This is a genomic window from Bacillus sp. 0209A (genome assembly GCF_036765095.1).
Classification (GTDB): domain Bacteria; phylum Bacillota; class Bacilli; order Bacillales; family Bacillaceae; genus Bacillus; species Bacillus subtilis_G.
The window spans coordinates 127,626-151,060 of sequence record NZ_JBAIZV010000002.1 but is presented as its reverse complement, the minus strand read 5'-3'; the positions used below and the strand labels follow the sequence as shown (position 1 = coordinate 151,060).

22 protein-coding genes are annotated in these 23,435 nt (G+C 44.1%); 10 read left to right on the top strand and 12 right to left on the bottom strand.

Features of this window, described 5'->3' with window-relative positions:
- Positions 1-108 precede the first annotated feature (108 nt).
- Together V6D44_RS05995 and V6D44_RS05990 are read left to right on the top strand one after the other, a co-directional pair.
- Positions 109-597, top strand: coding sequence for an HPP family protein (locus tag V6D44_RS05995; RefSeq protein WP_253269176.1), 489 nt, complete (start codon positions 109-111; stop codon positions 595-597).
- Positions 598-704: 107 nt separating this feature from the next.
- Positions 705-2,090: a sugar porter family MFS transporter gene (locus tag V6D44_RS05990; RefSeq protein WP_333516340.1), complete on the top strand. Its 1,386-nt coding sequence runs from the start codon at positions 705-707 to the stop codon at positions 2,088-2,090.
- Positions 2,091-2,126: 36 nt separating this feature from the next.
- Here V6D44_RS05990 and htpG read toward each other — a convergent pair whose 3' ends face one another.
- On the bottom strand, positions 2,127-4,007 hold the full coding sequence (htpG, locus tag V6D44_RS05985; RefSeq protein ID WP_087991842.1) for a molecular chaperone HtpG: 1,881 nt from the start codon (positions 4,005-4,007) through the stop codon (positions 2,127-2,129).
- A 166-nt stretch (positions 4,008-4,173) separates the two neighbouring features.
- The gene (locus tag V6D44_RS05980) at positions 4,174-4,425 is read right to left on the bottom strand and encodes a hypothetical protein (RefSeq protein WP_087991847.1); all 252 of its coding nucleotides are present in this window, start codon (positions 4,423-4,425) and stop codon (positions 4,174-4,176) included.
- Between the two features lie 117 nt (positions 4,426-4,542).
- Between V6D44_RS05980 and V6D44_RS05975 the strand changes: the two genes are divergently transcribed.
- The gene (locus tag V6D44_RS05975; protein ID WP_087991841.1) at positions 4,543-5,364 is read left to right on the top strand and encodes an SDR family oxidoreductase; all 822 of its coding nucleotides are present in this window, start codon (positions 4,543-4,545) and stop codon (positions 5,362-5,364) included.
- 815 nt (positions 5,365-6,179) lie between these two features.
- Here V6D44_RS05975 and V6D44_RS05970 read toward each other — a convergent pair.
- Positions 6,180-7,322 carry a TetR/AcrR family transcriptional regulator gene (locus tag V6D44_RS05970; protein WP_202327815.1) on the bottom strand — a complete coding sequence of 381 codons (1,143 nt, stop codon included), beginning with the start codon at positions 7,320-7,322 and terminating at the stop codon, positions 6,180-6,182.
- 140 nt (positions 7,323-7,462) lie between these two features.
- Between V6D44_RS05970 and V6D44_RS05965 the strand changes: the two genes are divergently transcribed.
- Entirely contained in the window at positions 7,463-8,800 is a 1,338-nt protein-coding gene (locus V6D44_RS05965; protein ID WP_333516339.1) for an aldehyde dehydrogenase family protein, read from the top strand.
- 206 nt (positions 8,801-9,006) lie between these two features.
- Positions 9,007-9,474 carry an RDD family protein gene (locus tag V6D44_RS05960; protein WP_148963237.1) on the top strand — a complete coding sequence of 156 codons (468 nt, stop codon included), beginning with the start codon at positions 9,007-9,009 and terminating at the stop codon, positions 9,472-9,474.
- A gap of 43 nt (positions 9,475-9,517) precedes the next feature.
- On the opposite strand, the gene V6D44_RS05955 is transcribed toward V6D44_RS05960, so the two are convergent.
- A complete protein-coding gene (locus V6D44_RS05955; protein ID WP_087991836.1) occupies positions 9,518-10,750 on the bottom strand; it encodes an outer membrane protein assembly factor BamB family protein in 1,233 nt (410 codons plus the stop codon).
- A 100-nt stretch (positions 10,751-10,850) separates the two neighbouring features.
- Positions 10,851-11,276, bottom strand: coding sequence for a DUF5391 family protein (locus V6D44_RS05950; protein ID WP_202327812.1), 426 nt, complete (start codon positions 11,274-11,276; stop codon positions 10,851-10,853).
- A gap of 255 nt (positions 11,277-11,531) precedes the next feature.
- Between V6D44_RS05950 and V6D44_RS05945 the strand changes: the two genes are divergently transcribed.
- Positions 11,532-11,987 (top strand): RDD family protein, encoded by a 456-nt coding sequence (locus V6D44_RS05945; protein ID WP_087991834.1) that lies wholly within the window; start codon positions 11,532-11,534, stop codon positions 11,985-11,987.
- 29 nt (positions 11,988-12,016) lie between these two features.
- Here V6D44_RS05945 and V6D44_RS05940 read toward each other — a convergent pair whose 3' ends face one another.
- The 3 genes from V6D44_RS05940 to yxaF all read right to left on the bottom strand — a co-directional run bounded on the left by V6D44_RS05940 (position 12,017) and on the right by yxaF (position 15,014).
- Positions 12,017-13,225, bottom strand: coding sequence for a DUF418 domain-containing protein (locus V6D44_RS05940; protein WP_087991833.1), 1,209 nt, complete (start codon positions 13,223-13,225; stop codon positions 12,017-12,019).
- Between the two features lie 107 nt (positions 13,226-13,332).
- The gene (locus V6D44_RS05935; RefSeq protein WP_087991832.1) at positions 13,333-14,346 is read right to left on the bottom strand and encodes a quercetin 2,3-dioxygenase; all 1,014 of its coding nucleotides are present in this window, start codon (positions 14,344-14,346) and stop codon (positions 13,333-13,335) included.
- A gap of 92 nt (positions 14,347-14,438) precedes the next feature.
- The gene (gene yxaF, locus V6D44_RS05930; RefSeq protein ID WP_087991831.1) at positions 14,439-15,014 is read right to left on the bottom strand and encodes a transcriptional regulator YxaF; all 576 of its coding nucleotides are present in this window, start codon (positions 15,012-15,014) and stop codon (positions 14,439-14,441) included.
- Positions 15,015-15,144: 130 nt separating this feature from the next.
- Between yxaF and V6D44_RS05925 the strand changes: the two genes are divergently transcribed.
- A complete protein-coding gene (locus tag V6D44_RS05925) occupies positions 15,145-16,215 on the top strand; it encodes an SDR family oxidoreductase (protein WP_333516338.1) in 1,071 nt (356 codons plus the stop codon).
- Positions 16,216-16,255: 40 nt separating this feature from the next.
- On the opposite strand, the gene V6D44_RS05920 is transcribed toward V6D44_RS05925, so the two are convergent.
- Both V6D44_RS05920 and V6D44_RS05915 read right to left on the bottom strand, forming a co-directional pair.
- A complete protein-coding gene (locus V6D44_RS05920) occupies positions 16,256-16,753 on the bottom strand; it encodes a DUF1433 domain-containing protein (RefSeq protein WP_253268717.1) in 498 nt (165 codons plus the stop codon).
- 4 nt (positions 16,754-16,757) lie between these two features.
- A complete protein-coding gene (locus V6D44_RS05915; RefSeq protein WP_253268718.1) occupies positions 16,758-17,249 on the bottom strand; it encodes a DUF1433 domain-containing protein in 492 nt (163 codons plus the stop codon).
- A gap of 59 nt (positions 17,250-17,308) precedes the next feature.
- Between V6D44_RS05915 and V6D44_RS05910 the strand changes: the two genes are divergently transcribed.
- The 3 genes from V6D44_RS05910 to V6D44_RS05900 all read left to right on the top strand — a co-directional run bounded on the left by V6D44_RS05910 (position 17,309) and on the right by V6D44_RS05900 (position 20,917).
- The gene (locus tag V6D44_RS05910) at positions 17,309-18,772 is read left to right on the top strand and encodes a lipase (protein ID WP_333516337.1); all 1,464 of its coding nucleotides are present in this window, start codon (positions 17,309-17,311) and stop codon (positions 18,770-18,772) included.
- Positions 18,773-18,787: 15 nt separating this feature from the next.
- On the top strand, positions 18,788-19,198 hold the full coding sequence (locus tag V6D44_RS05905) for a hypothetical protein (RefSeq protein WP_333516336.1): 411 nt from the start codon (positions 18,788-18,790) through the stop codon (positions 19,196-19,198).
- 141 nt (positions 19,199-19,339) lie between these two features.
- On the top strand, positions 19,340-20,917 hold the full coding sequence (locus V6D44_RS05900) for a Na+/H+ antiporter (RefSeq protein ID WP_087991825.1): 1,578 nt from the start codon (positions 19,340-19,342) through the stop codon (positions 20,915-20,917).
- A gap of 237 nt (positions 20,918-21,154) precedes the next feature.
- Here V6D44_RS05900 and V6D44_RS05895 read toward each other — a convergent pair whose 3' ends face one another.
- Together V6D44_RS05895 and V6D44_RS05890 are read right to left on the bottom strand one after the other, a co-directional pair.
- Positions 21,155-22,186, bottom strand: coding sequence for a polysaccharide pyruvyl transferase family protein (locus V6D44_RS05895; RefSeq protein ID WP_333516335.1), 1,032 nt, complete (start codon positions 22,184-22,186; stop codon positions 21,155-21,157).
- Between the two features lie 93 nt (positions 22,187-22,279).
- Entirely contained in the window at positions 22,280-23,428 is a 1,149-nt protein-coding gene (locus V6D44_RS05890; protein WP_253268721.1) for a glycerate kinase, read from the bottom strand.
- Positions 23,429-23,435: the final 7 nt, after the last annotated feature.

Genomic DNA, 23,435 nt, shown 5'->3' with positions numbered 1-23,435 from the left:
TACTGTTATCATAAACTAACCATTAAAAATTAAATTGACAGGTTAGTTTATAACTATTATTCTATACCTACTGGAGGGATTCATTTGGAAAACAACTTCTTTTTGAAAATGAAAGGAAAAGGGAAAACACCTTTACAGGTAAACGGCAAAGATGCTGTGACAGGGCTTGTAGGAGGGTTTATCACTATACTGGCACTTGCCTCGTTGACGGCTTACACCTCAAGCCTATGGTTAATGGCACCTTTTGGAGCGAGCTGTGTGCTCGTATTCAGCGCTTGGAATGCTCCATTATCACAGCCGAGAAATGTGATTGGCGGCCATTTCATTTCTGCACTTACAGGGATTGTTGTCTTTGAGGTATTCGGGGCCCATCCATGGACCTTTGCATTAGGCACAGGACTTGCCATTTGCTTGATGATGCTGACTAAAACCACTCATCCTCCTGCCGGCGCAGATCCGATTGTTGTCATTCAAGGGGCGTATGCTTGGAGCTATTTAATATTTCCCGTACTTATTGGATCTGTCATCATCGTGATCATCGCTCTCGTTATCAATAACTTGCGCAAAAATCGCCAGTATCCCGCATTTTGGCTTTAATGTTCAAAACAAATGTTTCAAATCAGATAGGGAAAGGGTACTCATTTATTAACTTTGTTAAACATATATGAGGTGCTCATTGGTTCAACAACTGAGGGGGAACATTTGTGAAGAAAGACATAAGGAAATATATGATCTACTTTTTCGGCGCTTTAGGGGGGCTGCTTTACGGTTACGATACGGGCGTTATCTCTGGAGCGCTGCTATTTATCAACAACGATATTCCTCTAATAACATTGACCGAGGGATTGGTCGTCAGCATGCTGCTTCTTGGCGCGATCTTCGGGTCTGCTTTAAGCGGCACATGCTCAGATCGCTGGGGCAGGAGAAAAGTTGTATTTGTCCTCTCCATCATTTTCATTATTGGTGCGCTCGCTTGCGCATTTTCTCAAACGGTCGGCATGCTGATTGCGTCTCGGGTGATTCTCGGATTGGCCGTAGGCGGTTCAACGGCACTGGTGCCTGTATATCTTTCAGAAATGGCGCCGACAAAAATCCGCGGAACACTGGGCACGATGAACAACTTAATGGTTGTTACCGGTATTTTATTAGCCTATATCGTCAACTATCTGTTCACGCCATTTGAAGCGTGGCGCTGGATGGTGGGGCTGGCTGCGGTGCCTGCTGTGCTTTTATTAATCGGGATCGCGTTTATGCCTGAATCACCAAGATGGCTCGTGAAACGCGGACGTGTAGAAGAAGCGAAAAACATCATGAAAATCACTCATGATCAAGAAAATATTGAACAAGAACTTGCGGATATGAAAGAAACGGAAGCAGGGGAAAAAGAAACAACACTCGGTTTGCTGAAAGCAAAATGGATTCGCCCCATGCTTCTCATTGGCGTCGGCCTTGCCGTTTTTCAGCAGGCTGTCGGCATTAACACGGTGATCTACTACGCGCCGACCATTTTCACGAAGGCCGGTCTCGGCACATCCGCATCAGTACTCGGCACAATGGGGATCGGCGTCCTCAACGTCATCATGTGTATCACCGCCATGATCTTAATTGACCGTGTCGGCCGCAAAAAGCTCCTGATCTGGGGAAGTGTCGGTATTACACTGAGCTTGGCAGCACTAGCAGCTGTGCTCCTGACACTGGGGCTCTCTACATCAACAGCATGGCTGACCGTCGTTTTCCTCGGCGTCTACATCGTGTTTTACCAAGCAACATGGGGGCCGGTTGTATGGGTTCTGATGCCTGAGCTTTTCCCATCCAAAGTGCGCGGGGCCGCAACAGGCTTTACAACATTGGTCTTATCAGCAACCAACCTGATCGTGTCGCTCGTCTTCCCGCTGATGCTCAGCGCCATGGGCATCGCATGGGTCTTTACCATTTTTTCAGTGATCTGCCTGCTATCGCTTTTCTTCGCCTTCTACATGGTTCCTGAAACCAAAGGGAAAAGCTTGGAAGACATTGAAGCAAGCCTGAAACAACGGTTTAAAAAGAAGAACAGCAGCCAGAGCCAAGTGCTGAATGAGCGTACATTATAAAAAAGGAATCGTCTCACAGGACGATTCCTTTCTCTGTTACACCATAACCTTGCACATATTGTTCGTAAATTCCACAGGGTCCTGAATCGGCAGGCCTTCGATGAGAAGCGCCTGATTGTACAGGAGATTTGTGTACAGGCTCAATTTCTCTTTATCCTGTTCAAATGCATCCTGCAGCGTATTGAATACCTCGTGATTCGGGTTGATTTCCAGCACTTTTTCCGCCTGTACATTTTGGCTGTCCGGCATCGCGTTTAAGATTTTTTCCATCTCAATCGTGACTTCGCCGTCAGCAGCAAGGCAGACCGGATGTGATTTGAGTCGTTTTGAGATTTTGACGTTTTTCACTTTATCTGACAAAATGTTTTTCATTTCCTCAAACAGATCCTTATACTTGCTTTCCTCTTCCTCTGACTGCTTTTGATCCTCATCCGTGTCTATGCCAAGGTCTCCGCTTGATACGGATTTAAATTCTTTTTCCTGATAAGATGTCAGCATTTTAATCGCAAACTCATCAATGTCCTCTGTGAAGTAGAGAATTTCATAGCCTTTGTCCGCTACCATTTCCGTTTGCGGCAGTTTCTCAATGCGATCGTATGAATCACCTGTCGCGTAATAAATATATTTCTGCTCCTCAGGCATTCTCGATACGTACTCATCTAGGCTGACCAATTTTTTCTCTTTCGAAGAGTAGAATAATAAGAGGTCCTTCAATTGATCCTTATTCGCGCCATAATCATTGTACACGCCGAATTTCAGCTGTCTGCCGAACGACTTGTAGAACGTCTCGTATTTCTCTCTGTCTTTTTTCAGCAGGCTTTGCAGCTCGCTTTTGATTTTCTTGCTGATGTTTTTCGCGATCAGCTTCAGCTGACGGTCATGCTGCAGCATTTCCCTGGAAATGTTCAGTGACAGATCCTCAGAATCGACCATCCCCTTCACGAAGCTGAAGTGGTCCGGAAGCAGATCCGCGCATTTGTTCATGATCAGAACGCCATTGGAATAAAGCTCCAAGCCTTTCTCATATTCCTTGGAATAATAGTCAAACGGCATGTTTTCAGGAATAAATAGAATCGCGTTGTAGCGTACGGCGCCATCCACACTGATATGAACGTGTGAGAGCGGTTTATCAAATCCGTAATGCTTTTCAGCATAGAACTTTTCATAGTCCTCATCTGTCAGCTCGCTTTTGTTTTTTCTCCAGATCGGCACCATACTGTTGACCGTCTGTTCTTCCTGCACCTCTTCAAATTCATTCTCGCTGTCTTCCTTCGGCTTATTAATGGTAGTATCCATTTTGATCGGGTAGCGAATGAAGTCGGAGTACTTTTTGATGATCGCTTTTAAACGATATTCTTCTAAGAATTCGTCATAGCTGTCATCTTCTGTGTTCTCTTTGATTGTCAGAATAATGTCTGTACCGATAGCATCCTTTTCACACGGCTCAATCGTATAGCCATCTGCGCCCGCAGACTCCCATTTATACGCCTCTTCGCTGCCGAGCGCCTTACTGATGACCGTCACGACATCGGCAACCATAAACGCCGCGTAAAATCCGACACCGAATTGGCCGATGATGTCATGTCCGTCCTTCTGCTCGTTTTCCTTTTTAAACGCGAGGGAACCGCTTTTTGCAATTGTGCCGAGATGCTGCTCAAGCTCGTCCTTTGTCATCCCGATCCCCGTATCAGAGATCGTTAATGTTCTAGCACTTTTGTCAGCCGCGACCTTTATGTAATAACTGTCTTTATCAAACGTAAGCGCATCGTCCGTCAGCGCTTTGTAATAGATCTTGTCAATCGCGTCACTTGAATTGGAGATTAACTCACGAAGGAAAATTTCTTTTTGGGTGTAAATCGAGTTAATCATCATATCCAGCAGGCGTTTGGACTCTGCTTTAAATTCTTTTTTAGCCATTCTAGATCGCCCCTTTTTGATTTGTTATTAGGTTATGTAAACTCTTATCAGCATCTATTTATCACATACGGTGACAATTGTCAATTAGATTAATAGATGCATATATATGTAAATTTAACATGATTTAGATGCACTTTCACTATATATTCTCAAAAAAGAGAGGTCATCACCCTCTCTTTTTTACTGCGCCATTCCAGCGGCCAAACTCTCGCTTCATCCAAATATGCACCGGGTAGAAAAACAACCCGAACGGTATCAAAAATAATATATTATGCCATGAAGCATTTAGAAACGCGCGGGCTGTAACCGGAAACGTAATCTCTTTGAATAGAAAAGAGATGACAGTCAGCACAACAAACGCGGACGGAATCGTGACGAAGCAATAAAACTTGAGCTCCTTCTTATGCTGCACCTTCAACACACACAAACCCCCCAACAATTTCTAGTCCATCTTAACATATGTTGGCATTTCTTTTCTCGCATGTTTATCACTGCACATAGCGGGAAGACAAATAGAAAAAGGAGGACTCGTGTTATGAGAAGACTTGAAAACAAAACCGCAGTCATCACAGGCGCAGCGACAGGCATTGGGCAAGCGACGGCAGAGGTTTTTGCCAATGAAGGCGCGCGTGTGATGATCGGAGACATTAATGAAGACCAAATGATAGAAACCGTTGAAGCGATTAGAAAAAACGGAGGACAGGCGGACGCCTTTCACCTCGATGTGTCAGATGAAAACAGTGTGAAAGCATTTGCGGATCAAATCAAGGATGCTTGCGGTAACATTGATATTCTGTTTAATAACGCCGGGGTTGATCAGGAGGGCGGAAAAGTGCACGAATATCCCGTTGACCTGTTTGACCGCATTATCGCCGTCGACCTGCGCGGCACGTTTCTTTGCAGCAAATACTTGATTCCGCTCATGCTCGAAAACGGAGGCTCCATCATCAACACCTCCTCCATGTCAGGCCGGGCCGCGGACCTCGATCGCTCCGGCTACAACGCCGCAAAAGGCGGAATCACCAATCTGACAAGAGCGATGGCGATTGATTACGCAAGAGACGGCATCCGCGTCAATTCCATTTCACCGGGCACGATCGAAACGCCGCTGATTGACAAATTAGCAGGTACCAAGGAACAGGAAATGGGCGAAACATTCCGTGAAGCCAACAAGTGGATCACGCCGCTCGGACGCCTCGGTAAGCCGAAGGAAATGGCAACAGTGGCGCTGTTCCTCGCCTCAGACGACAGCTCATACGTCACAGGAGAAGATATCACCGCAGACGGCGGCATTATGGCTTATACATGGCCTGGGAAGATGTTGATTGATGAGAAGTGGAAGGAAGAAACGAAATAAACGAAATAAACATGGTCTGCGCAATATATGTATTACGATCCATACATTAATTAACATTAAAAGGGAGCTCAGCCTTGACCACGAGGTTAAGCTCTCTCTTCATTTGCTCCTAATTATTTTTCTCTATCTGTAAAAAAGAGATGAAAACTACTTATTGTATTCATATTTATTTTACATACTGTCAATTCTACCTTACAATATATTTAGCATTTATTGGGAGTTGATAGAATGAAATTGCTGTATACCTATATCATTTTAGGAGGTTTCATAAGCATATCTCTTTCTTGTTTTTTTCAGTTAGGTATTTTTAATCTCGCTTTATATCTTATCTATTTAAACTATGCACTTTTTTTATATAAACGAGCTAAAAACGCCAAAAGTTCAAATTAATACTTAGTATATCCCTTAACAGATTGTCAAAAATAGAGAAAGTAAAATCTTGTAGGATAAAGAATTCACTCTTACAAGTTCTACATATAGAAAGGTACGCAATTTATGTCACAAAACAAACTTCTCTTTTTACTCTTTTCACTTTCTTCTATCGTTCACTTGCTCTTCAATGCAATTTTAGACCCCACTGTAAGCTGGAAAGCTTGGTTGGTGAACGTTGCTCAAATTCTTTTGGCCCTTCTATTTTTAAATCTCACCTTGAAAGAAACTCAAAAGACCAAGTGATATAACGACACAAAGCCCGGACTGAGTATCCGGGCAAATGTATATCCGTTGGAAGCGTTACCTCTCTCAGGTTTTCTTTTCAAAACCTACTGAAGTTACTCCCCAGCCTTCCATTTCAACCGCAGGCTGGTTTCTCTCGTTTATAGCAAGACAACCTTATACTTCTTCACATCCAAAAACTGCAAAAACTCCCTCGCCAGCACTTCCGGCGCATGCGCTTTTCCTTCATCAAGCCGATACAAAATCAGCCCTATAATCATCGCGGATACATAATAGGCGTAAAGTTTTTTCTCCGCATGAATGTCAGTCTGCTGATGCAGGTAAAACGATTCCAGCGCTTTGAACATATCAGGTATCACATGAGGAACACCCCATTCCCGATTGAGAAAAGGGACAATGGGCATGTTTGATAAAGCAGAAAGCAGACTGGCTAGCGCCTCCTCCGCATCCTTTAAAGAAAGCTCATTCGGACTTGAGGCAATCGTCAGGTGATCTATAATCTCCGCACATGATTGCTGAATCATGGTCTGCAGCAATTCCTCTTTGCTGGCATAGTGATCATAAAAGGTTGCGCGGCGGATATTGCTTTTCCGGGTCATGTCAGAAATCGTGATGGCCGCGTAGTCTTTTTTCTCTGCCAATACGTCCAGCAAAGCCTTCTGAAGCGCTTCTCTCGTTCGAACCACACGCCTGTCGATTTGCTTGTCCTCCTGCCGCTTCCTTGACGGGGCCTGTCCAAACAGCCAATAAAACCGCTTTTGAGAAACGAGCTCCCATACCTTTTGGCTGATGGCTTCCGGAGAAGCGTCCGCATCCTCATGCAGCCAATAGAGGATAATCGCGTACGTGTACAAAGCCCGGTAATGTCCGTAAATCTCCTGTTCGATCGGCGTCAGATTCACATTGACCGGAGCCAGCAAAACATCCAGCTGAAACACATCCTTAAAAAAACGATGAAAATGTCCTCTATTCATCATCGTGCCAAAAAAGGATCGATGCTCGTGGACAAAGGACAGAGTCGGATGCACGGTGTGCCGTTTTTTATTTAAATGGAGTGTGTCCATATGCTTGAAGGCGTCATAGAGCGCTTCACCCAGCCCTTCCTTCATGTCTTCGATCACATCCTCAATAATAGAGAACTTGTCTTCATAATAAAGGTAGAGCGTCCCGCGGCTCACTTTGGCCTTTTCAGCAATTTCTTTCATCGTGATGTGTTGAATGTCTCTTTCTTCCAATAAAGCCAGCAGCGCCTGTTTCACTTGAGCTTCAGCAGATTCCGCCACAAAAACACCCCCAGTCATTAGACAGATATTCGATATATGTACGGTAACGTATAGATGGTTCACCGTTGTCTTTCTTATAGAAAAGGTACCACTTTATAATAGGTCCGAGAAAAGAAGAAAGCAAATGAGGGGGATTTACAATGGAACAGCAAATAAAAGACGACATTCAGCGTGTGTTTCAGCTTCAGAAAAAACAGCAAAAAGCATTACGAGCTTCAACAGCGGAACAGCGCAGAGAAAAGCTTCAGCGCTTTTTAGATTCTGTGATCGCCCATGAGGAAGAAATCACCGAAGCGATCCGCAAAGACGTCCGCAAACCATATCACGAGGTCAAAAAAGCGGAAATCGAAGGAACAAAAAAAGCAATCCGAGATAATATGAACAACCTGGAAAAGTGGATGGCGCCTAAAGAAGTCGGTTCATCGTTAAGCCCCGAGGCAAATGGGATTCTCATGTACGAGCCAAAAGGCGTAACACTTATCCTTGGCCCGTGGAACTATCCGTTTATGCTCACAATGGCGCCGCTTGCCGCTTCTCTCGCAGCCGGAAACAGCGCGATTGTGAAGCTGTCCGATTTTACGATGAACACAAGCAACATTGCCGCTAAAGTAATCCGAGATGCTTTTGATGAAAAAGAAGTCGCGATTTTTGAAGGAGAGGTTGAGGTGGCAACCGAGCTTCTGGATCAGCCATTCGACCATATTTTCTTCACCGGAAGCACAAATGTCGGAAAAATCGTCATGACAGCGGCTGCCAAACACTTGGCATCTGTCACACTTGAGCTTGGCGGCAAGAGCCCGACAATCATTGACAGTGAATACGATCTCATGGACGCAGCGAAAAAGATCGCCGTCGGCAAATTCGTAAACGCCGGCCAAACCTGCATCGCACCTGATTATCTGTTCATTAAAAAAGATGTGCAGGACAAGTTCGCGGGCATTTTACAAACAATCGTCAACGCGGGATTTATGGAGGATGATCGCAATCCGGACCGCAACAAATTTACGCAGATTGTCAACGACCGCAACTTCAACCGCGTCAAAGACCTGTTCGACGACGCTATCGAAAAAGGTGCGGAAGTCGTGTTCGGCGGCGTATTCGATGCCAGCGACCGCACGATCTCGCCAACCGTTTTGAAAAACGTCACGCCCGACATGAAAATCATGCAGGAGGAAATCTTCGCACCGATCCTGCCAATGATGAATTATGAAGACATCGACGAGGTCATCGATTACGTAAATGACCGCGATAAACCGCTTGCGCTTTATGTATTCAGCCACAACCAAGGCCTGATCGACAACGTCCTTCAGCATACAACATCAGGCAACGCAGCCATTAACGATGTTGTCGTTCACTTCAGTGACGTCAACCTTCCATTCGGCGGCGTCAACACAAGCGGGATCGGCTCCTATCATGGCGTATATGGATTTAAAGAGTTTTCTCACGAAAAAGGTGTATTGATTCAAGCCTCTAAATAATCATAGTTAAGAGAATCTGCATTACTCTGCGGATTCTCTTTTTTATCATCCTATTAACCTAAAGGCAAAAAGGAAAATAGAAGAAATGAATAGTAATAAAATACTGTTTTTGCTACGAGACCAAATTCCTCTAGTATATCTCATTGAAACCGCACAACCTCTCACGTATAATATCCCAGAAAACTTCAAAGGAGAGAATTTTATACATGGAAAAACCAGCTGGATTTTGGATTCGGGCAGTTGCCTCTATTATTGATGATTTGATTATCTATTTTTTTGCTTTTATTATGATTTTTATTAACACCTTCATTGTCCTGCCTCTCATTGATGCAGGAAGCCCTTATATGACAGAAGGAGAATATAAATTTTATGTGCTGGTATTCGGAACAATCCCTGTTATAGCCATCATCTATATCTTCGGCATTCTTTATTATAGCTTGCTGACTTCTTCAAAAATGCAAGCAACACTGGGCAAAAAACTCATGGGCATCATCGTTGTCAATCAGTATGGCGAGCGTCTTTCTTTTTGGCACAGCTTTGGCCGTTTCTTCGCTTACATACCATCAGGCATTTTGTATATCGGTTACATTATGGCGGCTTTCCCCTCTAAACTGGCATTACACGATTATATTTGCGGGACAAAGGTTATCTATAAAAGTAAAAATCTCGATTGATTACCAAAAAAAGGCTGACGAGATAACCTCGCCAGCCTTTCTGCTATTTCCCAAAAGCCATTAGCTTCGTATAGCTTCCAATATAAAGCGTTCCGTCCTCAGCAAGCTGAGGAGATGACACGACGTTGCTGTCGGTTTGATAGCTCCATAATTCATTGCCGTTTGAGTCCGCCGCATAAACCTTCATATCATCTGACCCGAAATAAACCGTTCCTTTCGCATCAATTAGCGGTGCCGTTCTGACAGGGCCTCCTGTGTAGAATGACCAGTTCATATCTCCGTTTTTGCTGATGGAAAACAGCTCGCCGCTTCCTGAACCGATGTAGATATTGCCATTATGGTCGATCGCAGGCGATGAACTGGAGAACCCGTTAAGCGGAAATGTCCATTTTAAGCTGCCTGTTGACGTATACGCATACAGCTGTCCGTCTTGGTTACCGGCATAAACGTTGCCATCCTTATCAATCACTGGATATCCTTTAAACGCATTTGACGTCGTTCTGGACCATTTCACCTGTCCGGTTCCGGAGTTGATCGCATAAAACACGTAATTATATGTGCCTACATATACAGTGCCGTTTTTGGCAAGCACCGGCACAGAGCTGACGACACCATTTGTTTTCAACTTCCAGCGTTCTGTCCAAGTTGATTTTGACGTCGGTTTGATCGCGTGAACATAATTATCAAGTGTTGAGAAGTACAACGTGCCGTCTGAACCGATCACCGTTTCAGAGCTTGGCCCGCCGCTTAATGGGACCGTTGTTAGAATCTCGCCTGTTTCCTTGTCGATAAAATAAATCTTTTTGTCATAGGATGCCAGATAGATAACGCCGTTGGTTCCGAGTACGGGAGATTGCGTGAATGTTTTTCCCAGATTGCCTGTCACCCATTTGACTGAGCCATCCGGATGAAAAGCTTTCATTTCCCCATCTCTGGAATGAAGATATACTGTGCCGTCTTCATCAATCACAGCCCCCGCTCCATTTTGAGGAGTCGTTCTGATGTCGTTTTGCCATTTCAGTGTCCCGTCTGTATTTCCGGCGAACCGGCTTTCGCGTGACCAGTTAAACATGGCAGGCGCCATCGCTTGTACATCATACCTTCCTGTTAAAAAGCCGGATGCTCCATTATTTTGAGAAAACACCGTTTCCGCCGCATAAGCAGCTGTTGGCTGAAGCACTTTGGCAGCGGGCACATCAGAAACAGCGCCGACTGACACAGCAGCCGCCACCGCGGCTCCCGCAATCAAAGCTTTCATGCGAAATGAACTGACCATCATTGAGACCCCCATTATATGTAATTTCTAATTTGTGATCATCATAACATATTCATCCATTTTATAATTCTACTTCACAAAACCATCACAAACTAGAAAACTATGTAAGGCTGTTCGCGGACGTTTTTTCAGCAACAGAACGAAAAGCAGCCACAAACCAAATGATGTTGACAGCAGCCGCGGCGAAACAAACCACAATCACAAAGACCACCTCAGAAAGCAGCTGGTCACTGAACAAACCATACATCAAGATAAAACCGGCCGAAGAGAAATGAATCAGCAACCCAAAACCGCAAAGCACCGCCATTACATACCTCATCGCATCAACTCCAAGCATGTAAATAACAAAAGGAATGAAATACATCACAAGGATCATACCGATAGCTGACCACATGCCGACTGAGTTAAATTGATTGGCCGCCGCTCCCGTTCCGGCCAGCGGCGAAAGTGAAGCAGCGGCAATCACGGCACAAAAAAGAAACGCAGAAATGATTGTTGCGATCGCCACCCTGTTTTTTCTAGACATCAAACCCCTCCCTCAAATGAAAATATTAACATATATCATTATAATGTAATCTAAATGAGAAATTCATTATATTTAGAAAATGACAGAATGCAGAAAATGAGATTCGCTTAAATGTAGTAGATTTATATAGTAAAGACACAGGGATAAAAGACTCATTTTTCAGGCATATCAGGATTTTATCACCATATCATATTGCGCATATTATTTTTTCAAAGTATACTATTCCAGATTCATTCAAAGGAGAGAGAAAAAGACATGGAAAAAACAGCAGGATTTTGGATTCGTTTTTTAGCTTATTTTATTGATGGCATTATTGTATCTGTTCCTAGTTATATTATTCTATTTATTATCAATAGTGTGTTTATAGCTGGATCTGTGGCAACAGACCCTTACATGACAGAAGAGGAGTATCTCGTGAAATACATGACGTTCGCATTTTTGCCTACCATGCTGATCATGCTCGTCATCTGTGTGTTATATTACGGTCTGCTCACAGCTTCTAAAATGCAGGGCACACTCGGCAAAAAAATTCTTGGCCTGAAAGTGGTCAATGAACAAGGCGATCGGGTTTCTATCGGACAGGCAATCGGCCGTTACTTTGCATACATCTTATCTGGAATTATCTTTTATATTGGCTTTATCATGATCGGCTTCGGAGAGAAAAAAGGTCTGCATGACATCATTTGCAAAACACGTGTCGTGTATAAATAATAGAAGAAAGTCTAGACACCAATAGGCGTCTAGACTTTTGTTTTCTTTACCATAGGCTGCCACGCCAGATACGTAGCGCTCCTCCACAGCCACTCAAACGGCCCCATCCGGAATACCCGAAGCCAAAGGTGGCTGAAGACCATCTGAACGGCACAAACAGCAATCGTAATGAGCACGCCGGCAGCAGGATACACTTTCCCGTACAGCCCCAAGCCGTAATGATAGAATATCCACGTACACACGATAGACTGCATCAGATAATTGGTAAACGCCATCCGTCCAACAGCGGAGAATGATTGCAGCACTGTTTTTACTCTTGTTTTATGATAAAGATAGACAACCGTTGTGACATAGAAAAACATGAGGAAGGGCGCGCCAATCAGCAAAAATACTTGCCTATCCGTTACACTGTACAGCACTTGTGCGCTGATGCCGATGACAAGCCCAGCCATCCACACGCTTTTCAAGCCTTTGCGATGCTTTCCGGGTTCATGCAAATATCGTGACTTCGCCGCCGCAGCCCCCAGCAAAAACATGCTGAAATAAGGAATGGATGCAAAGAAGAAGCTGATCGGGTTATACGTAAGCATGCCATTCGAAGACATGTAAACAAGACGATCGTGGATCCGCTGTTCCGCAATCTCCTTCAAGCTGCCGCTTCCGTACGCATGGAGCGCTTGTTTTGCCTGCTGAGTTACCGCTTGAGTCCATTCCTGTCCGTTTGCTTGATAAAAGCTTGTCAAAATGAACGGTATGGTAAACAAAAGATACAAAGAGAGCGCCCATATCAGCAGTGTTTTCGGCTTTGCTTTTCGAAATAAGAGCAGAACAAAACCGAGCAGGGCGTATTCCGTTAAAATGTCCCCGTCCCAAATCAAAAAGGCGTGAATGGTTCCAATCAAGAGAAGCGCCGCTAACCTTCTCGCATAGAGCGGAACAAACCGTTTCCCTTTGCTTACTGCCCTCTCCATCATAACAACCATGCCGAATCCAAATAAAAAGGAAAACAATAAAATACATTTTGTTTGGATGAAGAATGTCAGTATGTCTGTTACTGCAAAATCAGCTTCAGACCACTTTTCTGTAAAAAAGTTCTCTTTTCCAAGCATAGACAAATACATATCCGGATAACTGAAATGGGCCAGATTGACAAATAAGATCCCGAAAATCGCCATTCCCCTTAGCACATCAAGCACGCCGATCCGTTCATTTGCCAAAGTCGGCTGTAATGAAACCATATCTATCACGCTCCTTTTTTCTGTACCCTAAGAGTATGAAAAAAAGAAACGCAGAAACATCGATTTAGGTGACACACAGGCATGGAAACCTTACAATCTTGTTATCTTTATGGTTTCATGACCTTTAAATCTAATGCTTCGATATTTTGCAAAACGCGGTCAAATCGCAGCGCCTGAGGCTCACTTGGATAGATGTGGCCTTCATACGGCTCACCTAACGTCCGGAAAAACGGTTCAAATAAGCCTGGAACCAATACGCCCACCATCTTTGTATAATGGGAATCCAGACGATAGGAATGAACGGTATTCTTTGGAACATGCAGAAAATCTCCAGGGTTCAGCTGAATTTCCTGTCCATTTGCCCACATCGTCATCTGCCCTTCTAAGCAATAAAATGTTTCTGTATGATGTTCATGGTAGTGATCAACGATCCGTTCGCCTTTAGGGCCATCCGATGATACGACGATAAACTGGCCGTCTGTATTTTTTTGTGCAGCCACAATGCGGTGAAGCTGATCTCCCGTCACCAGGCGGTCGCCTTCTCCAGACTCAAGCACGTATGGAACAGCTCCATCTGGAAGCTCTGTAAGTTCCGCTAACTTTGCCGCACCGGAAGGCTTTTCTTCATCAAGAAATGCAATGTCCGCCACAGTCGCCGCTTCTGCAAATCGCTCGTTTGACACCTCCTCGCTTGCGTACGGAGGATGTTCAGCGTAATCATATGGATTCCCAATAACGGAATACATGTGCGCTACATTTCCCTTCATCGTGTAAGACACCAGTCGCGTTCTGTGGCTCTGCATCTGGTAGCTGTGCGGTGTTCCGGCTGGAATGTTCGCATAATCGCCTGATACTAATAAATAATGTTCTCCATCAAGCGTCAGCTCAAGCTTTCCGTCCAAAACGAGAATCCCTTCATGTGTATCCTTGTGGACGTGAAGCGGAAAGGCATCTCCTTTTCCCCCGGAAAGCAGCACGATCTCAAACAGATCGCCTGTACTCTTCCCATTCGCCATCACCGTGGCGACTTGTCTTCCGAACAAATAGCGCTCACCTTCTCCGCTGCGGAGCAAATAAGGCATTTTTTCTTTAGGCAATGAATGTTCACATAATGTTTTCATATATCGTTTCCTCCAATTTAGACCAGTCTATATATTAAAATATACATTACTAGACCGTTCTATATAATTGTAGGAGAAAGGATAACAAAACGCTACCCTTTTTTTCTCACCAGCACTGGAATTTGTTCGGCAATGAGAAGAAGAGGCGTTTTGACTTTATTCGTTAACGAAAGCATGATGCCGCCCTCGATCATCGAATTGATCAGCATTCCAAGCTGATTCGCTTCTTCTTCTGCAAATCCGTTTTCCATTAGTTTTCTGGCAAAAACCGCTTCCCAGCTTTTAAACACCTTCATGCAAACCGTCCGCAGCGGTTCACTGATTAATGCTGTCTCACTCGCAAGCAAACCGACTGGAAGGCCTTGAATGCTTTCTGTATTGTCAAACTGGCTGGCTGTTTTTTTGATAAATTGCTGAATCGCTTCTATTGGATCAGAGAATTCATCCATGCTTTGCTGTATCAGATGTTCAATCAGTTTTCCTGTATATGTAACCGCTTCAACTGCTAATTCTTCTTTGCCGTTCGGGAAAAAGTGATAAAGCGATCCCTTAGGAGCACCGCTTTCTTTCACAATCTGGTTCAAACCCGTCGCGTGATATCCTTGAAGCTGGAACAGACGTGACGCCGTGTGAAGAATTTTTTCGCGTGAATCTCCTCTGCTAGTCATTAAAACATTCCCTCCTAGGTATGGTAGAGCGACTTATATAATATAAAAAAGAACCCTGTGATTGTCAAAAAGGGGTAAGGACCTCCCGGATGGGGTAAATGTAGAAAAACAGCGTCTAGGAGGAATCTCAATGACAAACGATGATTCACTCACGAATACGGAAAAGCTTGAACAACAGAACCCGGGCACGAAAAAGAAGCTCAGATTGAAACAACTCAAGGATCAAGTGATCGTGATTACCGGCGCCTCAAGCGGAATCGGACTTGTCACTGCGCGAATGGCAGCTGAAAAAGGCGCGAAGGTTGTGGCAGCAGGGCGAAATGAAGAGGCTTTGAAGGATCTTACTGAAGAATTAAAGGAAAAAGGGCACGACGCGATATGGGTGAAGGCGGATGTCGGGAAAGAAGAAGACATCAACCGCATCGCAGAAACCGCGATCAGCACATTCGGCCGCTTTGACACATGGGTCAACAATGCCGCCGTCTCGACTTTCGGGCACGCCATGGATGTCACCGTCGATGACATGAAGCGCATGTTTGACACAAACTTCTGGGGACCTGTTTACGGAACAAGAACGGCCGTCAAACACTACACCAGCAGAGGCGTGCCGGGCGCACTCATTAATGTAGGAAGCCTGTTCGGCGACAGGGGAACCGTCATTCAATCCACATATGCGTCAGCCAAGTTCGCGCTTCATGGCTGGACGGAAAGCATTCGGATGGAGCTCGAGAAAGAACATGCGCCCGTCTCGGTTACGCTCATCCATCCGGGCAGAATTGACACGCCTTACAACGAGCATGCTCACAGCTACCTCGACAAACAGCCGGCTCATTCCCGCTCGATGATCTACCCGCCGGAAGCGGTCGCCGAAGCCATCCTGTTTGCCGCCGAACACCCGAAGCGCGACATGTACATCGGCTCACAGGCAAAAGCCATCACCATGCTGGGCGCTCTTTTCCCCCGGCTGATCGACAAACTGATGGAAAAAATCATGTACCACAGCCAGCATGCCGAAAGACCGTCCAAACCGCGTGAAGAAAGCGCGCTTTATCATGCGGGCTACGGCATGCATGACAGGGGGACAAATAAAGGATGGCTGCGGTCCAGAAGCTATTACACGAAAGCTACGAAGCGCCCGATTGTATCCGCGGCTATTGTTGCCGGACTGGTGGCTTGGGGAATGGCGAAGAGGAGGAAGTAAACCGATCACTAAAATAAACAGGCACTTTGCCTGTTTATTTTCACTCTCCTATATCTCTTAAATACTGTTCACGCTCTTTTTTATCGGGGTAAGCGGTTTTGATGTATTTTTCTTTTACTTCTTTGCTGTATTCGCTCCAATCTGTAAAACGATTACCTACATCCTCAGAGTAACTCATTCCGTCCACTTTATTGGAATCATAAATTAAATCTGCTGAGAAATAAAACTTATCTGGATTGTCATTTATATAACCATTCACTACTATTCTTCCCATCGGATTTATAGTCACTTTATCTTCAAAAGTTACAGATTTTATAAAATGATGAATATCCTCTTTCCCTAACTCTTCTTCTATTTTTGGCTTCATTTCGTCGACGTATGCTTCAGCTTTCTCTTGTTCATTTTTTTCTTTACTACTTATGTATTTTTTACTTTTAGAAGTATCTGACGTTTTTTTGATTTCATAAATGAAGCCAATCATTACGATTAACAAAACGCTAACAAAAGCTAGTAGTTTAAATGGCGCTTGTTTCTTCATATTTTTACTTCATTTCGCCTATGTCTTTTAAATATTGTTCTCGTTCTTCTTTCGATAAACTATTTAAAAAGTCTTCTTTGACCTCTTTATCAAAATCATCCCAGTTTTCAAATCGGTCCGCTAAGTCTTTATCATAACCTATGGAATCTACTTTATCAGTTCCATATCTCAAAGAGACATCGAATGAGAACTTTTCCGGATTGTTGTTTACGTACCCTGATAGTTCGATCATTCCCATTGGACTGATTGAGACATCCTTATCGAAAGTTATATCATTAACAAAATGATGGATATCATCTTTTTTCAATTTTTCCTTTATTTTCGGTTTCATTTTTTCAGCGTATTCTTCTGCCTTTTGTTGTTCATTTTTTTCATTTGTGTTCACGCTATGATCCCCTCCAGATTTATCTGATGATTGATTATGATTAAAGTAAACAATTCCTATTAAAAATACTATAATCACTCCAACAAAAAGTGTTTTTTTGGAAAATGACATGGTTTTTCACCCTTTTTTATTTTATTATACTAGATATGTAAAGATTAGGAGTGTTGTGATTGTCTAAATACAGTTCAAAAAAATTAACCGCTGAAGATTTTAACCTTATTTCAAATAATGCTTATAAAATAGAAAAATACCATGTTGGAGAGACTATTGAAGTTAGTAATGGAGAAAGATTATACGTTATCGATTATAAAAAAACAGAAAAGGGCCTTAACGCCCTCACACTTGTTACTAGAGAGGATTATCGTAATTCCCTTGAAGGCAAACACCCTGAAAAAATCCAAAACGCCATCATCGCCTACCGCGGATCAGAACCCATCAGCCCGGGCCAATTACAAGACACAATAAAGCCATATCGTGAAGAGCGGGAACAGCTTATTAAAGAATTAGAGAAAAAGGGAATCAACATTCCTAAAGATGAAGATGGTTCTTTCTATGACTACGCACAAGGGGTTCCTGAATATTCAAATGAGATTTTACAGGATTGGCTCCATATGGATTCCAGTTATTTGGTTGGCAAAAAACCATTTGATGACGGGACGGAGAACCAAGCCATTCAGGCAGATCAATATGCAAAAAAAATACATAAAGACTTTAAAAACGCTGACATTCAAGTCACCGGTCACTCATTAGGCGGTTCTAATGCAAGCTATGCAGTCGTGATGAATGACTTTATCAAACGCGGCGTTACTTTCGAAAATCCTAACATATATGAAAACCTGCCTGAGGATGTCAAAGCCCGAGCATTAAAAGGGGATTTCCGCAGCCGTTTAACAGAATATATTAATTTAAATGATGGATTATCTTTGTTGAATCGGGATGCTGCTGAAATAGGTAATGTGAAAGTGATGTATGACGAGGCTTTGCCGCACGGTGTACAAAATAATCGCCTTCCTGATGCAGTAAAGATGTTGGGCCTTGCATTTAAACGTTACAACAATCAATCTCTTGATGTATCACTATTTGTCGAAGCCTTGATGGGAAGTCACAATCTGGATCGATATAACTTCAATTCAGATGGCTCTGTCCAAACTGTTGATGATGTGTTAAAAAACAATCCTGACTTTGCATTAACGATGCTTAAGCAAATGAAATCAACGAATGTGAAAGCCAATACAGGTGTTTCAATCCTCATTAAGTCGCATGTATTGATGAATACATGCACTCAGTTAAAACATATTGCTGAATCGGAATGGTCTAGGATTATTCGCCAGATTGAAAGAATTGATGACAAAGTAAAGGATTCTATTGAGGATGTCAGGAACATGCATGCACGAATGGTTGGTTTTGGCGCATATGATGAATTAGCCATTTCTGATGTCGATGATCTGATCAATAAACTTAAAATGAACAAACCGCATCACCTTTTTTACTCAAAAGAAAAATATGATCAGGCAGTAGATGCCGCGCTTCATTTACAGCACTTGCTTCAGATGGTTGCAGATGACCTTGGACATATGGGACACGCTTACCATGATGCAGATCTGGCAGCAGCAAGCCGGATGGGGATTTCATAAGGGAGAGAAAGAGACATGGATTTTATGAATAAAAAACCTACAGATGCAGACCTTTTTATGCAAAGAGTGACAAGCCAGCATTCAACCACTTCGCTTTTTTCAAATGCCCATCTAGATACAACTGAAATGACACCAGAACAATTGGCGGCGTACAAAGAGAAGAAAAGACAAGAACAAAAATTGGCGCTGATGAATTCAATCAAAAAACAATTAAGCTATGCTTTTCAAGAAGACCGTAAGAATTTATCTTCGATCAAAGATAACATCACAGGTGCCGAGCAGACGGTTAAATCAAAGCGGGACATTCTCGACCATCATATGTCAGGAAAAGCGATTGACAGTGTCACGGATAAAATGAAGGATCATCTATCTTTTGATAAAGTTCATTCTCATGTATCGAGTGTAGTGAATTCCATTGGCTTATAGAATAAAGAACCAAAAGCCGGCAAATTGCCTGCTTTTTTGCTTTTCCGCAGACTGGCAAAGGACTGTTTTACATATGATATGATTACAAATGACAAAATGAGGGTAATTTTTCAGTTGTACAATTCATAAAAGGAGGTTCTAATGGAACACTTAGATTTGCATCATATTTTCGAACTAGGTTTTTTGTTGGTCATGATTGCAGCCGGTATTACCGCGATTGCCAAGAAGTGCAGACAGCCTTATCCGATCGCACTCGTGATTGTCGGCACGATCATTGGACTTGTACATATTCCGCTCTTCGAACCGCTGAAAGATTTTATTACTGAAGGAGAAGTCTTTAACTTCGTCATCATTACACTGTTCTTGCCGGCTTTATTAGGAGAAGCAGCCCTGAAGCTGCCCTTTTCCCATTTGCGGGAAAACAAACGTCCCGTTCTGGCGCTGGCCTTCGGCGGCACGCTCATCTCGTTTCTGATCGTCGGCTTTTCTTCCATGTGGCTGATGCATTTGGCCATTCCGGCGGCGTTTGTTTTTGCCGCGCTGATGAGTGCGACAGACCCAGTCAGTGTGCTGTCCATTTTCAAAAGCGTCGGTGCGCCGAAAAAGCTTTCGATTGTCGTTGAAGGAGAAAGCCTGTTCAATGACGGGCTGGCGGTAGTGCTGTTCAACATTTCCGCCTTTTACTTAATGACTTATTTAGATCTCGGCATTCAAGGCGCCGGTTTAGGCTTGTGGGAGTTTGTCAAAGTCATTTCCCTCGGCCTCATTATCGGAGGCGCTCTAGGATTTGTCTTTTCCCAGCTCACCAAGTATTTTGATGATTACCCTTTAGAAATTATTTTTAGCATCATTCTATTTTACAGTTCATTTCTTTTGGCGGAAATGGCAGGTGCCTCCGGCGTAATCGCTGTCGTAGTCGCCGCACTTATATTCGGCAATTACGGCGCAAAAATCGGCATGAGCCCGACGACCAAGCTGAATATCAATAACTTTTGGGACGTCGCCGCCTTGCTCGCGAACTCCCTTGTCTTTTTGATGGTGGGACTTGAGATCACGAGAATTGACCTGACTGACAAATGGGGTTTGGCGATTATGGCGATTGTCATTGTGCTTATCGCCCGAAGTGCCGCCGTCTATATCAGTCTGGCATTTATTAAGAAATTTCCGGCGACATGGAAACATACCATCAATTGGGGCGGGCTGAAGGGCTCTCTGTCCATTGCCCTTGTACTGAGCCTGCCGAGAGACTTCCCGGGGCGTGAAGACATTCTGATTTTCGCCTTCAGTGTCGTTTTATTCTCCCTTGTTGTTCAGGGGCTTACCATTAAGCCGCTTCTGGAACGGTTAGGCGTGAATCAAAAGGAAGAGGGCAATCAGGAATATGAGGAATTGCTTGCAAAAGGACACCGGCTAGAAACCGCTATCCAGGAAGTCCAGCAAGTCAAACACAATTTGCTGATACACGAAGCTGTCTCCAGCGAACTGACAGACCAATACAAAGAAGAAGTCAGCCAGCTGCATCAACAAACAAACCAATTGTTCGAAACATACCCGGAACTCAAAAACAAACAGCAAACCATCTTGAAAAAACATTCGTTATACGCCCAGTACCAAGCGATCGAGAACTTATCAAAGGAAGATATCATCTCAAACGAAGTGGCTGAGAAAGAGCAAGCGCGGATCATTGATGAAATCGTTTCTTTGGAAAACGATCATTAACGCAAAAAAGCAGACTGTCATCAGTCTGCTTCAGATTGTTGACAAAATCCTAAAACGGTTTAGTTTTAGGATTTTGTCATCTTGTCAGCGTGATTGAAAACCCTTGAAGTCTAGGAAGGACGAGCATTGGAGCGGAGCGAATGTTATCATTCGTGAGCACCAACGCGCAGGACTGACAACGAATGCGAGGGTTTGTCGACACGCTGAAAGCAGACTGCCATCAGTCTGCTTTTTCTTTTATGATTTGAAAAAATCAACCAGCGGCTGAAAATCCCTGGATAAATCAACTTCATTCGGTTCTGCTTGAAGCAGGCGGTCAATCATGCGCTCCAGTTCCTTCATATCATGTTGATCTGTGTATTCAATGAAGTTTAAGCTTTCGAGCCAATCCCGGTACGAATGTTTAGCTTTGCCGTAACTGTTTCCAAAGACAAGGCAAGGTGTTTTGGTAATAATCGAGAAAATCATCGCGTGAAGACGGTCGGTGATCACCAATTTACTGGAACCGATGCGGTCAAGCATCTCCATTAAATGTTTTTCACGATCGGCGTAATCAATGGTGTCTACCGTGTCCAGCACCGTATCGGTACGTTCCGTATAGGTTGTTTTTTCTGCCCATTTTCTCATCTGTGAAATAAAATCTTCGTCGGTCACTTTCTCCTTATCCGCTCTTAAAATAAAGAGAACGCCGTCCCGCTCAAGCTCTCTCGGTACAATATCCAAGGAGAGCACCATATCCGGTGTAAAAATCACATTAGAATTGAAGGTCTCTTTCACAACATCCAGCGTCTGTGTCTCACGCGCGGCAATCGTTAAATTAGAATTTTGATGGTACGCGTCCTGTGTTTTTTTCTTTTCTTTATTTCCATCCTCTGTGTCTTCAAAATAAACGGATTGCGGCAGAGAAATCGATTTATAGTCCTTAAACGCCGAGAAAACCTTCCTTCTGTCTTCCTCAATATCGAGATAAAGGTTTCCTAAATTTCCTCCGCCGGTAAAGCAGACAATATCGTCTTCACGGATGATCTCCTTCACCAGTTCAATCCCCTCATCTGTCGCATAATCCATAATTTCAATATATTCATAATACGGAAAATGATTTTTTATAAATTTCTCTTCCGCATACGCAATCGCTTGGTCACCAATGTTTGTGTAACTCGGGGAACCAAACAAAAATACTTTTCGTTTATCATGTAACAGGGCATCTGGCTCGACATTTGGCGCAATGCCTTTTACGAGTTTTTTGCCTTTGATTTCTTGTACAGTCATATCTTTGTCCTCCTTCTGGGATGATTGCCTCATTGTGTAGTTAACTGTCTCTACCCAAAAAGGAGGATGGCTATGCATCGGCATGTGCGCCGGCTATATCAGAAACATCGTTTTCGCCAATTTGATGGATGCTGCAATGTCCCGAGCCGTTCTTTCCATGTATTCTGCGGCATGTTCAAACGCGTCTTCAAGAGGCACGGCGCCGGGAACGATGCTGAAAAGCGCATCAATTCCGTGCTGATAGACGGCATCACTGTCTCGTGATACCGATCCCGCTATGCCGATGACGGGCACATCGTATGATTTAGCCGCTTTGGCCACGCCGATCGGTGTTTTCCCATAAATCGTTTGGCTGTCAATCCGCCCCTCACCGGTAATCACAAGATCCGCATCCTGAACTTCATCTTCAAAATCAACCGCTGCAAACACAATATCAATGCCTCTTTTCAAATCAGCATGAAAAAAAGCCAGCAGCCCCCACCCAAGACCGCCCGCTGCGCCGGCGCCCTTTATTTCCCTGCAGGCTGTTCCGAGCGCTTTTTCTGCCACATCCGCGAAATGGGTTAGGTTCTGGTCCAGCACTTCCACCATGTCGTCTGTCGCGCCTTTTTGCGGCCCGAAGACAGCCGCAGCTCCTTTTGGCCCGATTAACGGATTGTCCACGTCGCAGGCGACCTCCAGTTTGACATTCTCCAATCTGGAATCAAGCTCGCTGATATCGAGTGATGCGAGCTGGGATAAAGCGCCGCCTCCGAACCCGATCTCACGGCCTGATTCATCAAGAAGCCTTCCGCCCAATGCTTGAATCATCCCGGCTCCTCCGTCATTCGTTGCGCTTCCGCCGATCCCGATGATCAAACGCTCTGCGCCCGCGTCAAGAGCGGCTGCCATTAATTCTCCCGTCCCCCTTGTTGTCGTGACGAGCGGATTGCGCCTTTCAACAGGCACAAGATGAAGCCCTGAAGCGGCTGCCATTTCAATCACAGCTGTTTTCCCATCTCCCATCATGCCAAAAAACGCTTTCACCGGTTCTCCCAGCGGCCCCGTGACAACCTGTTCTTTGATCCATCCGTTTGTGGCATCAACCAGAGACTGAACGGTGCCCTCACCGCCATCCGCCATCGGCATTTTTCTGTAATCGGCATTCGGAAAAACCGATTTGAAACCTCTTTCTATCGCGTCAGCGGCATCCAAAGCTGATAAGCTTTCCTTAAAAGAATCAGGTGCAATGATAATTTTCATCCAAATC

What these genes read in the sequence shown, in the direction of transcription:
- V6D44_RS05995 (WP_253269176.1), top strand. Translation starts at nt 109, where the DNA reads ATGAAAGGAAAAGGGAAAACACCTTTACAGGTAAACGGCAAAGATGCT.
- htpG (WP_087991842.1), bottom strand. Translation starts at nt 4,007, where the DNA reads ATGGCTAAAAAAGAATTTAAAGCAGAGTCCAAACGCCTGCTGGATATG.
- V6D44_RS05975 (WP_087991841.1), top strand. Translation starts at nt 4,543, where the DNA reads ATGAGAAGACTTGAAAACAAAACCGCAGTCATCACAGGCGCAGCGACA.
- V6D44_RS05965 (WP_333516339.1), top strand. Translation starts at nt 7,463, where the DNA reads ATGGAACAGCAAATAAAAGACGACATTCAGCGTGTGTTTCAGCTTCAG.
- V6D44_RS05960 (WP_148963237.1), top strand. Translation starts at nt 9,007, where the DNA reads ATGGAAAAACCAGCTGGATTTTGGATTCGGGCAGTTGCCTCTATTATT.
- V6D44_RS05955 (WP_087991836.1), bottom strand. Translation starts at nt 10,750, where the DNA reads ATGGTCAGTTCATTTCGCATGAAAGCTTTGATTGCGGGAGCCGCGGTG.
- V6D44_RS05950 (WP_202327812.1), bottom strand. Translation starts at nt 11,276, where the DNA reads ATGTCTAGAAAAAACAGGGTGGCGATCGCAACAATCATTTCTGCGTTT.
- V6D44_RS05945 (WP_087991834.1), top strand. Translation starts at nt 11,532, where the DNA reads ATGGAAAAAACAGCAGGATTTTGGATTCGTTTTTTAGCTTATTTTATT.
- V6D44_RS05940 (WP_087991833.1), bottom strand. Translation starts at nt 13,225, where the DNA reads ATGGTTTCATTACAGCCGACTTTGGCAAATGAACGGATCGGCGTGCTT.
- V6D44_RS05935 (WP_087991832.1), bottom strand. Translation starts at nt 14,346, where the DNA reads ATGAAAACATTATGTGAACATTCATTGCCTAAAGAAAAAATGCCTTAT.
- yxaF (WP_087991831.1), bottom strand. Translation starts at nt 15,014, where the DNA reads ATGACTAGCAGAGGAGATTCACGCGAAAAAATTCTTCACACGGCGTCA.
- V6D44_RS05925 (WP_333516338.1), top strand. Translation starts at nt 15,145, where the DNA reads ATGACAAACGATGATTCACTCACGAATACGGAAAAGCTTGAACAACAG.
- V6D44_RS05920 (WP_253268717.1), bottom strand. Translation starts at nt 16,753, where the DNA reads ATGAAGAAACAAGCGCCATTTAAACTACTAGCTTTTGTTAGCGTTTTG.
- V6D44_RS05915 (WP_253268718.1), bottom strand. Translation starts at nt 17,249, where the DNA reads ATGTCATTTTCCAAAAAAACACTTTTTGTTGGAGTGATTATAGTATTT.
- V6D44_RS05905 (WP_333516336.1), top strand. Translation starts at nt 18,788, where the DNA reads ATGGATTTTATGAATAAAAAACCTACAGATGCAGACCTTTTTATGCAA.
- V6D44_RS05900 (WP_087991825.1), top strand. Translation starts at nt 19,340, where the DNA reads ATGGAACACTTAGATTTGCATCATATTTTCGAACTAGGTTTTTTGTTG.
- V6D44_RS05895 (WP_333516335.1), bottom strand. Translation starts at nt 22,186, where the DNA reads ATGACTGTACAAGAAATCAAAGGCAAAAAACTCGTAAAAGGCATTGCG.
- V6D44_RS05890 (WP_253268721.1), bottom strand. Translation starts at nt 23,428, where the DNA reads ATGAAAATTATCATTGCACCTGATTCTTTTAAGGAAAGCTTATCAGCT.